Source organism: Sulfitobacter sp. M85 (genome assembly GCF_029285915.1).
Lineage (GTDB): Bacteria > Pseudomonadota > Alphaproteobacteria > Rhodobacterales > Rhodobacteraceae > Sulfitobacter > Sulfitobacter faviae.
In genome coordinates this window covers 149,618-161,590 of record NZ_JABECQ010000008.1, presented here as the reverse complement: position 1 = coordinate 161,590, position 11,973 = coordinate 149,618, and the positions used below count along the sequence as shown (strand labels likewise).

At 58.7% G+C, this 11,973-nt stretch carries 11 protein-coding genes; 4 read left to right on the top strand and 7 right to left on the bottom strand.

Annotation, left to right across the window (positions count from 1 at the left end; translation table 11 throughout):
- Positions 1 to 104 precede the first annotated feature (104 nt).
- From HKX24_RS15380 to HKX24_RS15360, 5 genes are all read right to left on the bottom strand, one after another.
- Positions 105 to 770 carry a DUF262 domain-containing protein gene (locus HKX24_RS15380; protein WP_276154089.1) on the bottom strand — a complete coding sequence of 222 codons (666 nt, stop codon included), beginning with the start codon at positions 768 to 770 and terminating at the stop codon, positions 105 to 107.
- A gap of 112 nt (positions 771 to 882) precedes the next feature.
- Entirely contained in the window at positions 883 to 1,242 is a 360-nt protein-coding gene (locus HKX24_RS15375; protein ID WP_271692240.1) for a response regulator, read from the bottom strand.
- Positions 1,243 to 1,248: 6 nt separating this feature from the next.
- A complete protein-coding gene (locus HKX24_RS15370; protein ID WP_276154088.1) occupies positions 1,249 to 2,697 on the bottom strand; it encodes a histidine kinase dimerization/phosphoacceptor domain -containing protein in 1,449 nt (482 codons plus the stop codon).
- Between the two features lie 329 nt (positions 2,698 to 3,026).
- Positions 3,027 to 3,437: an ATP-binding protein gene (locus HKX24_RS15365; protein ID WP_271692242.1), complete on the bottom strand. Its 411-nt coding sequence runs from the start codon at positions 3,435 to 3,437 to the stop codon at positions 3,027 to 3,029.
- On the bottom strand, positions 3,418 to 4,539 hold the full coding sequence (locus HKX24_RS15360; RefSeq protein WP_271692244.1) for an MHYT domain-containing protein: 1,122 nt from the start codon (positions 4,537 to 4,539) through the stop codon (positions 3,418 to 3,420). Before HKX24_RS15360 ends, HKX24_RS15365 begins: the two co-directional genes overlap by 20 nt.
- A gap of 397 nt (positions 4,540 to 4,936) precedes the next feature.
- On the opposite strand from HKX24_RS15360, the gene HKX24_RS15355 reads away from it, so the two are divergent.
- Positions 4,937 to 6,742, top strand: a complete 1,806-nt coding sequence (locus HKX24_RS15355) for a histidine kinase N-terminal 7TM domain-containing protein (protein ID WP_271692245.1) — start codon at positions 4,937 to 4,939, stop codon at positions 6,740 to 6,742.
- Positions 6,743 to 6,757: 15 nt separating this feature from the next.
- Here HKX24_RS15355 and HKX24_RS15350 read toward each other — a convergent pair whose 3' ends face one another.
- Both HKX24_RS15350 and HKX24_RS15345 read right to left on the bottom strand, forming a co-directional pair.
- Positions 6,758 to 7,465 (bottom strand): SDR family oxidoreductase, encoded by a 708-nt coding sequence (locus tag HKX24_RS15350; RefSeq protein WP_271692247.1) that lies wholly within the window; start codon positions 7,463 to 7,465, stop codon positions 6,758 to 6,760.
- 67 nt (positions 7,466 to 7,532) lie between these two features.
- A complete protein-coding gene (locus HKX24_RS15345; RefSeq protein WP_168612790.1) occupies positions 7,533 to 8,252 on the bottom strand; it encodes a LuxR family transcriptional regulator in 720 nt (239 codons plus the stop codon).
- A 621-nt stretch (positions 8,253 to 8,873) separates the two neighbouring features.
- Between HKX24_RS15345 and HKX24_RS15340 the strand changes: the two genes are divergently transcribed.
- The 3 genes from HKX24_RS15340 to arsJ are packed head-to-tail and all read left to right on the top strand — an operon-like array spanning position 8,874 to position 11,970.
- Positions 8,874 to 9,716 (top strand): helix-turn-helix domain-containing protein, encoded by an 843-nt coding sequence (locus HKX24_RS15340; RefSeq protein WP_271692249.1) that lies wholly within the window; start codon positions 8,874 to 8,876, stop codon positions 9,714 to 9,716.
- On the top strand, positions 9,713 to 10,711 hold the full coding sequence (locus tag HKX24_RS15335) for an ArsJ-associated glyceraldehyde-3-phosphate dehydrogenase (RefSeq protein WP_271692251.1): 999 nt from the start codon (positions 9,713 to 9,715) through the stop codon (positions 10,709 to 10,711). The genes HKX24_RS15340 and HKX24_RS15335 overlap by 4 nt, the downstream gene beginning before the upstream one ends.
- The gene (gene arsJ / locus HKX24_RS15330) at positions 10,708 to 11,970 is read left to right on the top strand and encodes an organoarsenical effux MFS transporter ArsJ (RefSeq protein ID WP_271692252.1); all 1,263 of its coding nucleotides are present in this window, start codon (positions 10,708 to 10,710) and stop codon (positions 11,968 to 11,970) included. Before HKX24_RS15335 ends, arsJ begins: the two co-directional genes overlap by 4 nt.
- The last annotated feature ends 3 nt before the right edge of the window (positions 11,971 to 11,973 follow it).

Here is an 11,973-nt window from a genome sequence, read left to right as displayed (position 1 = left end):
GCGCTGAGGCTGCAAAGAAAACACGAAAGGAGCCAAAACATTGACCGCGTCATAAACCACGACGCATAACTGAGGGTGGGTCAAATCTCGGTGAAAATACCGGGTCAGCTCTCAGTGACAATCAACACTCTCTCCTCATCGCCAAACCTGGTTGTGATAGTTGCAGGGCCGTCTTTCAGAACCTCTTCCTGAAGGTAAGGAAAACTCGTCTCAGTCTTCAGGACGTAAACTGTTCGTGCATCCCGATCACGTTGCTGAATATATGATTGTATGCCATTCGCGAGATCCGTCGCACCTATGTTCTTAAACCCTTCTCTTAGGGCGCAGAGCAAGATCGCAATCGTAGTTAGACGTTGTTGACCATCTACGACAAACACTTTCGACCGATCACCTTTATAAACCACCATAGAGCCAATGAAGTATGTCTCAGCAATATTCTCGAGGATGTCGTCCCAAAACTTGTTTATGTGATCCATCTCCCACGAGTATGGGCGCTGAAAACTGGGGATCTCAAACACCGTTCCTTTTAACAACGCTTCTACTGTCTGGTCCTGAGATTCGATCTTCATTTGCGCGCCTTCTTCTACCCTTTGGCGAAAAGACTGAAGTAGATCTTTAACTATGCCAATACTGTAAAGCGCAAAAATGCTCTGAATCATGGATGTTCGACCGCCTCCCGAAGCTCCTGCAGCCACCAACTTCGAAACCGGCGTGTTAATGTGTATCCCCATACACTTTAAAATGTTATCGCAATTGGGAAGAGCAGCCATCTATAAAGGCCTTCCGAGCCATTATTACACACACACTCGAGAAAAGTGGGTAAGATAAGAGTTCGAATCCTTCAGGGAGCGCCACTTTCCTCTACGCCTAGACCCTCCCCACCTACGCGCGCGAAAAATCCTCGATCGCCGCGGCGATTAGGTGCGGGAAGGTCGGCTTGCCAAGCATGGCGACAGGCTCAAGCGCGCTTAGCCGCTGCTGGGTGAGATCGTCCAGATTGCCGCTCATGAAGACGCAGCGGATGTTGTGCTCCGCCAGCAGCCACTGCGCCACCTCTTCACCGGAATCGCCATTGGCGAGCCGCAGGTCCATGAAGGCCAGATCGGGCCGGGTCTGCGCCACCACCTCCCGGCAGGTCGCGAAATCCTTGACCGGGCCAAGGACGGAATGTTGAAGCTGTTCGAGCTGCATCTGAAGGTCCAAGGCAATCAAGAATTCGTCTTCGACAATCAGAATATTCACCGGGCATCACCCGGCGGGCATGGGAACCTCAATTTCAACGCAATAACCATGCTCTGTTGCCCTCTTATCCATCGTCGCCCCAAGCTGGCCGACAATGCCCGCCACGATCTTCGAACCGAGACCGACCCTACCTACACTCTCCGCGTTGCCGATCCCATCGTCCGACACCGTTAACGTCAAAAGGTCTCCCTCTTGATGCAAACGAACATCAACCCTGCCCTGTTCCCGCGCGACGAATGCATGTTTATGCGCGTTGGTCACAAGCTCATTGATCAGCAGCGCAAGGTTGATCGCCAAATCGGTCGGCACGGTGACCGACTGCGCGTCGACGACAGTCTCGATCTGCTTGCTATCGGTCTCGGTACTGGCTGAAAGGAAATCGACAAGCTGCGGGATGTATTCACCGACATCCACATGGGTAACGTTATGCGATTTATAGATAAGTTCATGGACGGAGCTTACCGCATGCACCCGGAGCGAGGCCTGTTGCAGGCTGTGTTTCACAGACGCATCGTCCACCGACGCGGCTTCGAGACGCAGAATGCTCGACACCAGATGCAGGCTGTTCTTGATCCGGTGGTTCACATCGCCAAGCAGTGTTTCCTTCTGCTCAAGAAGCTTGTCACGCTCGGTCAGGGTCTTCTGCAAGACCTCTTCGCGCTTCTTGGAATGGGTCAGATCGAGGGTGGCATCGATGAACCGCGCGGGCTTGTCATGTTCGAAAAGAACTTCACCACGCGTGTTCAGCCACCGGGTTTCCCCATTGGGCAAGACGATCCGATAATCGGCGTTCACCGTGGCATCATTGGCCATCGTTTCGCCCAAGCTTTGGTTCACATGCGCCAGATCATCTGGATGGATACGCCGGAACAGCTTGGCCATGGGGATTGTCCCCTCGGTATCGGCATAGCCGAAAAGATTGGCCAATTCCTGCGAGATATTCGCGGTCCCCGTCTGAAGGTCCAACTCGCCATAGCCGATCCCCGACACCTGCTTAGCTAGATTGAGCCGTATCGCCTGATCACGGCGACCGATAAATTCCGAGGTGACATCCTCGACATGGTGGATCAGCGCGATCAGCTTGCCATCTTCGAACACGGGCGTGTTCAACGGTTGCCAATATTTCTCTTCAAAGGCCCCGTCGGCGCTGTCGCGAATGGGAATATTGTACTTCTGCACGGCCATGCGGTGCTGTTTGCCCGTGGCGGCGACGATCTCAAGCGATTTGCCCAGATTATTGGTGCCATCTGCCGTCGCGTCGGAAGGGTCATCCGGGAAAGCGTCGAACAGATGTTTCCCGACGAGGTCCTCCGCTTTTGACCCGGTGATGAATAGGTACCGGTCATTCACGTCGATAATCTTCAAATCGGTATCTAGAACGAGATACCCATGGGGGGATGCCGCAAAAATTGCAGATCTCGACACGCTACCGTTCGCCGATCTTTCACCACCCATATTCTTCCCTATAAACTTCCTTCAATCCCTCTGGCCACCATATCCCCTTAACTTTGAACAGAAAAGCGCAGCCTCCTTGATATAAGTTAAGCAGCGATATGGCGACGCGCCGCAGCAAATGATGGACCGCTCAATTATTCGGCAAGCTAAGAACTCAGGTAATGAATGACGCGCATAAATGGCGCGTCTTTTTACGATTGGCGCTTTTGCGCCTCTATTCAAGCCGCAGCACCCTGAGGCGTGCCAATTGAATTAAAACCGCGCGCATTCGCTTACTCGATTGGCGTATTCAGAGGAAGAGACCCCGCCCCGAATTGGGAAGGGGCCGATCACGCGGCCACAAGCGCTTCCTCTGCCGCGATTTCCGAGGCGCAGAGGGGCAGATCGACGGTGAACTTCGTCCCGATGCCAACGGTGCTCTCTACCCGGATGTCCCCCTCATGCGCGGCGGCGAGCTTTTTGCTAATCGCAAGACCAAGACCAGTGCCGCCATCGGCGCTTTTGTTGGCTGTTTCCGCTTGAATGAAGGCTTGGAAAATCCGCTGCAAATCCTCCGCCGGCATCCCGCAACCATTGTCTTCGACCTCAAGCCGGCATGTATCGCCGACCTGCTTGGCGCGCATGCGAATGCTGGAGGCCGAAGAGAACTTCAGCGCGTTGCCCAAGAGATTGATCAGGATCTGTTTGCAGCGCCCCCGGTCGGCGAAAACGTCAAATTCATCATATTCGATTTCCAGCATCGCCTGTTTTTCCTTGGCCAGCCCCTGAAATTGCTCTGCCAATTCGGCCAGCAAATCGCCCGCCGCAAAAGAGGTTCTGTTGAGCTTCACGGAATTCAATGCTCGTATAGTCAAGCAGCTCATTGATGATGGTCAGCAGATGGTCGCCCGCCGATTTGATACGCCCGCCGTAGCGCTCTGTCTGGTCGCCCAACTCATCGAAATGCACCTTTGAGATCGGCTCGTTCGGTTTCAGCTTGGCCATGGTATGGCCTTTGAGGTTGGTCAGGAAGCTGGCGTAGCCGTTGATGATGGTCAGCGGCGTGCGCAGCTCATGGCTCAGAACGCTCATGAACTCCGACTTGGCGCGGCTGGCATCGCGGGCCTCATCCCGCGCTTGGCGCAGCTCGACGATGTTCTCCATCCGGGTGCGGTTTTCGATGAAATAGGTGAAAAGCCCGCCCATTACGATCATCGCAGCCGTCCCCGCGATGACCATCGCCAGCAATCTGAATTCATCCGGGTTGCTATGACCGGTCAAACAGGTCGGCGTCACGTGAAAGGCGGCCATGCCGGTGAAATGCAGCCCGATGATCGCCAGCGCAAAGCTGCCCGTCATCTTGCCCGTGGCGTATTTCCCGTTTTGCGCGCCAAAGAACAAGGCCACAGTCGATAGCACCATGGCCAGCAGAACCGAGGCGACGAGATAGGTCTTGTCCCAAAAGATGACCCCCTCGATCCGATAGGCGACCATCCCGGTGTAATGCATGGCCGAGATCGACAGCCCCAAGATCACCCCGCCAATCACGGTCGTGACCCTCTGACGGAACATCCCCGCGATCAAAATGCCGACCGTAGAGCCGATAATCGCGATCAACAGCGACACGAAGGTTAGCCCGAAATCAAAGCTTACCGGCGCGTCAGGCTGATAGGCCAACATAGCGATGAAATGCGTGCACCAGATGGCGATGCCCGAGGTCACGGCGGTCAGGAAATACCAAAGTAACGCCTGCCGCGGCTTCTGTTTGAGCGCATGCCGGTAAAGGTTTGCGATTACCCAGCTGCCGAATACGCACAAGAGCGCGGCAAGCAAGACCAGCATCATATCATGGTCAGAGTGCATAGAATGAGCCACTGTCAGCATTATTAAACCTCAAGATAATGAGGCAAGTGTTGCGCAAGGATTGCGTCGAAACAGTGTTCGAGTGCGTTCTTTTTGGCGGTAATTTCATCTGATGAAACTCCAGTCCGGCCCAAAGGGCGCAGGCGGCACGCCAACCGATGGACCGCCGCCCTCCCCTGCCGTTGAGGGCGCCGCGATCCCCGTTCTAAGCGCCCTTTCGCCCCGGCCCGGGCGGGGAATCACAGCGAGCAAACCACGGGGATGGCGGTACTAAAAAGAGCGATTCACATCCAAGGGTTGCATTTACCGGCCATAATACGTCACTACAGCGCCAAACTTGCGCCGTATTTTAATGCTGGTCTGCGCACATTCATTTTGGTTCATAGGTATTTCCGCCATGCTAACGTGTTTCCAAGGGCTGATGCTCGACCCGGTCTATTGGACCGTGCTCGCCGTCAGCACGATCGCCGCAGCTGTCGCCTTTTGGACGCTCAAGTTCCAAGAGTTCCATGGCAAAATTTACTATGCGCTCACCTTTTTGGGGATGATCTGGACCCTGATGATGGTCGGGGCCGAAGCGGCAACGCCCGCCTACGACTGCCAGATGCAACAGGCGCAGCTTGCGTGGCTGGGGCATGGGCTGGTGCCGGTGGCGTGGTCTTTCTTTATCTTCGAATATGTCGGCCCCTCCAGCCGGTCGCGCGGGTGGGTGAGCCTTCTGGCCCTGATTGCCGTGCCGCTTGCGGCCTTCGGCCTTGCCGCGACGAACGATTGGCACCACCTGATCTATACCGCCGAGACCGCGCTTCAGCCGGGCGACGATCAGATCACCTTTGAACATGGGCCGGGGTATTTCCTCGTTCTTGCGGTGCTCTATTGCTTCGTGATGGCGACGCTCATCGGGCTGGGCCGGGCGTTCTTTCGCGCGAAACGGGCCGCTTGGCCGCTGCTGACGATGCTGGTGGTGATCACGCTGATCCCATTGGGCGCGAACGCGGCCTATGCGCTGCTTGGTTTTACTGTCGTCGGCCTTGATCCGACCGCCTTCATGTTCACCTTGGGCATTTTCGCCTTCTCGTGGCTCTTGGTGACCAACAAGACGATGGACATGCCCTCGGTCGGGCAATCGACCCTGTTTGATACGATGAGCGAACCGCTCATCCTATTGGACGCGCGGCGGCAGGTTGTCCGCTCGAACGCCGCGGCCAAGCGCAGCCGGCTTTTGGCGGATCCGACTTTGGGCCACGATCTGATCGCCGGGATCGAAGCGCAGACGGCCCAGAACGCCTCGGCCCATATTTCCTGCAACGAACGGCTTTATGAGCCGCGCGTTCAGCCCATCGAAAACCCCCTCGCCCCCGCAGGCCCCGCCATCGGCTGGAGCGTTACTTTCGTCGATGTCACCGACCGGATCGCCACCACCACGGCGCTAGAGCGCGCGTTGAAAGAGGCGGATGAGGCGAACCGCGCCAAAGATGAATTCATCTCAGTCGTCAGCCATGAGCTGCGCACGCCGCTGACCTCATTGAAAGGCGGCTTGGCTTTGGCCCTCAGCGGCAAGCTGGGAGAGATCAAAGGCCCGCTGCGCTCCTCGCTCGACATTGCCCATCGCAACGGGGTGCGCCTGTCGCGGTTGGTCGATAATATCCTGCTGGTGCAAAAGCTTGAGGTGCAGGCGCTTTCGCTCGAATGGCTGCCGGTCGACCTGCCCGCCCTGCTCCGCGAAAGCATCGAAGAAAACCGCATGTATGCCCATGAGCGCGGCGTGCGGCTGGATATCGGCAGTGTCGGCCAGCCCGCCGTTGTCTTGGGCGATGCCTTTGCCATCCGGCAGGTCGTCGACAACCTGATCTCGAACGCGGTGAAATTCTCAAATGTGGGCGACACGGTCGAGGGCACGCTGACCACCAACAACGGGCGCGTGCGGGTCTCGATCCGCGATCATGGGCGCGGCATTCCCGAGGGGATGGAGGAAAAGGTCTTTGGCCGCTTCGGGCAGCTTGACGACGACGGGCAGAAATCGACCCAAGGCTCCGGCCTCGGCCTGCATATCTCCCGCCAACTGGCGCGGCAGATGGCGGGGGATCTGTTTTACGAAAGCGAAGTAGGCGTCGGATCGACCTTCCACGTCGAATTCGGCATCGGGGCCGAGGCAGAGACCGCCCAGCAAGCGGCCCCAAGCGCGCTGCAAAGCACCGATTAAGCCCCGCGCCTGCGCTTAAAGTTCGATACGGATATCGTGGATCCACAGTTTCGGCGGACGGGACAGGACAAAGACCACCACATCGGCCAGATCATCCGGCTCGGTGAAAATATGGTTCGGCACGTCCTCTCCGGCCTTGGCGAACATGCCGGTATTGGTGCCCGACTGATACAGCCCGCCCACCCGCACGCCGGTGTTTTCCTCATCCGCCTTCAGCACCTCGGTAAAACCGCGCACGCCGTATTTCGTGGCCGTATAGACCGACTGCCCCGCCTGCGCCACGACACCGGATTTGGAGACGACATTGAGGATGATCGCCTCGTCATTGTCGCGCAGCGCGGGCAGCGTGGCCTGTGTCATCTGCATCAGGCCGGTCAGGTTCGTCTGCACCGTGGCCTGCACCATCTCGCGCGCAATCGTGTCGAGCGGCCCTGCCTTGTGCCAAATCCCTGCGTTGTTGATCAGGATGTCCAAGCCGCCAAAACGGTCCACCACCTGCGCGGCGGTCTGGTCGATCGCCGAAGGGTCTTGCAGATCGCAGGTCAGCCCCACCGCCTCTGCCGCGCCAGCGGCTCGGCAGGCTTCGGCCACGGCCTGAAGACGTGTCTCATCCCGGCCCAGAATGGCCAGCCGCGCACCCGTCTCTGCCAGTTTCAGACAGATGTGGCGCCCGATCCCGTCGCTGCCGCCGGTGACCAAAATACGTTTGTCGCGCAGTTCCATATCGCTCTCCTATGTTGCGGGCGGCTTACCGCGCGGCGAAGCCGCCGCCAAGCCCTGCCCCGCCCGGTCAGATCGTGATGATCTGCGCACGGATCGCCTTGGCCACCGCATGGGTCTTGTTGGTCACGTCCAGCTTGGCGCAGGCGTTATAAAGGTGATGGTTCACCGTGCTGGCCGCCACCGTCATGATCTGCGCCGTCTCCCATGCCGTTTTGCCCACCGCGGCCCATTTCAGCACTTCCTTCTCACGGTTGCTCAGCCGTGGCCCCGGCGCGGCGGGGGCGATATCCGCCACCATATCGCTTTGGATCAGACAGCCCAGATAGATCGCATCGGCGATGATCCCGCGCTTGTACTTGCGCCATTCGTGAATGCGCAGGTCAGAGTTCAGCGTCAGCACCGCTTTGCCATGTGCGTGGTCCCGAATGGGGATCGACACACCGTTCTGGCGCACGCCGAACTCCATCGCCTCGCCAAAGAAATTGCGCGTGGTCCGGTCGACCTTGGGCAGCTCGCTCCAATCCACCGGCAGGGTACCTTCGAGGGATTTGTCGACCACCGGGTCGATCAGATGGTAGTTTTCCTCTTGGTAGCGCGTCAGCCAAGCGGGATCATAGGTCGAGTGAATGACCGGATCACTGCCACTGGCGCCGGTCTTGTGAAACCCCAGATAGGACAGGTTGTTCAGCCCCATATCCTGCGCCAAGACCTGCAACATCTCGGCGGGTTTGATGTCGGGGCGCTGTTCTTTCAATAGGAGGTAGCGGTCGGAAAGCGGTGTCACCATAGGGCGGCGTTCAAAAGCTCATGTGATTAAAAACTGAGCATTCAGTTAGGGCACCTCAACCAGTGAGGGAACATGCCCGCCGTCGAATGATTTCTCGGAATAGGGGAAACGGGCCAAAACGTTGCAATTTTGTCCCGATGACCAAGGGTCAACCGAAAGGCCCGCCCGACGAAAGGTCGGCACGTCCGCCTGCCCGCGAAGCGGTGCAGAGCATAAAGCGGCCCCCGCCCGAAAACCAATGCGCCCCTTACAAAAACACGATTGTCCAACACAGCGGACAGGGGCGCAGCTTCCGAAAGCGGGGACCGAAACAGAGCCAAATGGCAGGCCCTGTCAAAAGGTCGCGTCAGCCTGAGCGCGCATCTTATGTCTGACGGCCATTCAGCACAGCCGCAAACTCGGATAGCAAGATTCGCGCCGTCGATCTTCAAGCATTTGTTATAGTTTGATTAAATTTCCGGCGCATCTTGACTGCGCGCGCCCGGGCGCATCTGTAAAGCTGGTAATATTTATAGGTTTCGATGAATCGCGGTGGATAGGGGCGATACGGGCGCAGGCGATTTGACGCTGTTACAAAAACTTCACTGGCGCAAAGCTTATTAATTCTGTAATTCATGAATTATGGAACAAGTGATCCCTAACCGCCTTGCCACCCTCGGCCATCCGCAGCGCCTCGCGCTGTTTCGGCTGCTCATGCGCCGCTACCCTGACAGGGTGCCCGCGACCGAACTGGCGCAGGCGCTCGGCCTCAAGCCCAACACCCTCTCGACCTATATCGGCGCGCTGATGCAGGCGGGGTTGGTAAGCCAAGAACGGCAGGGCACATCTCTGCGCTATGCGATCGATATCGAGGCCGCGCGGGACACCATCGGCTACCTGCTGAACGACTGCTGCCGCGGGCGGCCAGAGATTTGCCTCCCCCTCACCTCTTCAGATGGAAACGCTCCCATGACCGACGACAAGTTCAACGTCCTGTTCATCTGCACCGGCAACTCCGCCCGGTCGATCTTTGCCGAAAGCATCCTGCGCGACCTCGCGGCGGACCGTTTCAACGTCTACTCCGCAGGCACGCGGCCACAATCCGCATTGAACCCCTTCGCCGTAGAAGTGCTCAAGCAAAAGGGCCATGACGTGGCGCAGCTGCGGTCGAAACATATCTCTGAGTTTCAGAGCGAAGACGCGCCCGGTTTTGATTTCGTTTTTACCGTTTGCAATCAAGCGGCTAACGAAGAATGCCCCACATGGCCCGGTCAGCCGATCACCGCGCATTGGGGCCTGCCCGATCCGGTCAAGGTCGAAGGCTCCGACGCCGAAAAGAGCCTCGCCTTTCAGCAAGCCTATGGCACGCTGCGCAACCGAATGTTGGGCTTTACCAGCCTGCCACTGACCTCGCTCGACCGTATCTCGCTGCAAAAGGCGCTGGATGACGCTGGCCAAACCGACAAAGAAGGAACTCCCGCATGACCACCTACGCGATCAACGGCCTTGGCCGCATCGGCAAGCTCGCCCTGAAACCGCTGCTGGACCAAGGGGCCGAGATTGCATGGATCAACGATGCGGTGGGCGACCCGGAAATGCACGCCCATCTGCTAGAATTCGACACGGTCCACGGACGCTGGCAAGCCGATTTCGCCCATGACGCCGACAGCGTGACGATCAACGGCACCCGCCTGCCCTTCATCGGCACCCGCAACCTTGGCGCGCTGCCGCTCGACGGGGTGGATGTGGTGATAGATTGCACCGGCGTTTTCAAAACCGCGGCAAAGCTCGCCCCCTATTTCGAAGCGGGGGTGAAGAAAGTGGTGATCTCGGCCCCGGTGAAAGACGGCGATGCCGCCAATATCGTCTATGGCGTCAATGACAACGTCTATGATCCCGGCCGGCACCGGATCGTCACGGCGGCAAGCTGCACGACCAACTGCCTCGCCCCGGTGGTGAAGGTCATCCATGAGGCGCTGCGGATCAAACATGGCTCCATCACCACGATCCACGATGTGACCAACACACAAACCATCGTCGACCGCCCTGCCAAGGACCTGCGCCGCGCGCGTTCGGCCCTGAACTCCCTGATCCCGACGACCACGGGCAGCGCCACGGCGATCACGCTGATCTATCCCGAACTCAAAGGCCGCCTGAACGGCCATGCGGTACGGGTGCCGCTGCTCAACGCCTCGCTGACCGATTGCGTGTTTGAGGTAGAGCGTGAAACGACGGTGGAAGAGGTAAACGCCCTGTTCAAAGCCGCCGCCGAAGGAGAGTTGAAAGACATCCTCGGCTATGAGGAACGCCCGCTTGTCTCAACCGATTACACCAACGACACGCGCTCAAGCATCGTCGATGCGCCCTCGACCATGGTCGTGAACGGCACACAGGTGAAAATCTACGCGTGGTACGACAATGAGATGGGCTATGCCCACCGTCTGGTCGATGTGGCGCTGATGGTCGGGGCAAGCCTGTGAGCGAGAGCGCGACCCGCCCCGAGGGGCTTTCGGCCTATATCGCGGTCACGGCGGCCTATTGGGCCTTCATGCTGACCGATGGCGCGTTGCGCATGTTGGTGTTGCTGCATTTCCACCGGCTTGGCTTTTCGCCGGTGCAACTGGCCTATCTTTTTGTGCTGTATGAGATCGCGGGCGTCATTACCAACCTCTGCGCGGGCTGGATCGCGGCGCGCTTCGGGCTGGCCTCGACGCTCTATGCCGGGCTGGGGTTGCAGATCGTGGCGCTGCTGGCGCTGGCGCAGCTTGACCCCACATGGGCGGTTGGCGCCTCGGTCGTTTTCGTCATGCTGGTGCAGGGGGCCAGCGGCGTGGCCAAGGATTTGGCCAAGATGTCATCGAAATCCGCTGTCAAACTGCTCGCCCCGGCTGAGGATGGCGGGCTGTTTCGCTGGGTGGCGCTGCTGACCGGCTCCAAGAACATGGTCAAGGGCTTGGGCTTTCTGCTCGGCGCGGCTTTGCTGGCGACGCTTGGCTTTGTCTGGGCGGTGCTCGGGATGGCGGCGATCCTTGCGCTGATCCTGATTGCCGTGCTGACCGCCATGCCGCCCGGCCTGCCCAAGGGCCGCAAGGGGGCGAAGTTCTCGGAGGTCTTCTCAAAATCCGCCAATGTGAACTGGCTCAGCGCGGCGCGGGTGTTTCTCTTCGGCGCGCGGGACGTGTGGTTCGTGGTGGGCATCCCGATCTATTTCTACGCAGTCCTCTCGGATGGCACGGAGGAAAGCAACCGCGCGGCCTTTTTCATGATCGGCACCTTTATGGCGGTCTGGGTGATCCTCTACGGGTTGGTGCAAATCTACGCCCCACGCCTGCTCCGCGCGAAATCCCGCCCGGCAGGAGACCTGATCTCAGCCGCGAAGGGCTGGGCATGGTCGCTTGCCGCCGTGCCCGCGGCGCTGACGCTGGCGGCGCTGTTCAGCGACGGGCCGCAGGGCTGGCTCACCGTGACGCTTGTGATCGGCCTCTTGGCCTTTGGCGCGGTCTTTGCGGTAAACTCATCGCTGCATTCCTACCTCATCCTCTCTTTCACCAAGGCTGAGCGGGTGACGATGGATGTGGGGTTTTACTACATGGCCAATGCCGCCGGGCGGCTCTTGGGCACGCTGATGTCGGGGCTGAGCTATCAGATCGGCGGGCTGCCCCTGATGCTGGGGGCAGCGGCGATCATGGTGGCCCTGTCGGCGCTGCTGGTCGGGTTCTTGAAGCCCGACCAGAGCTAACCG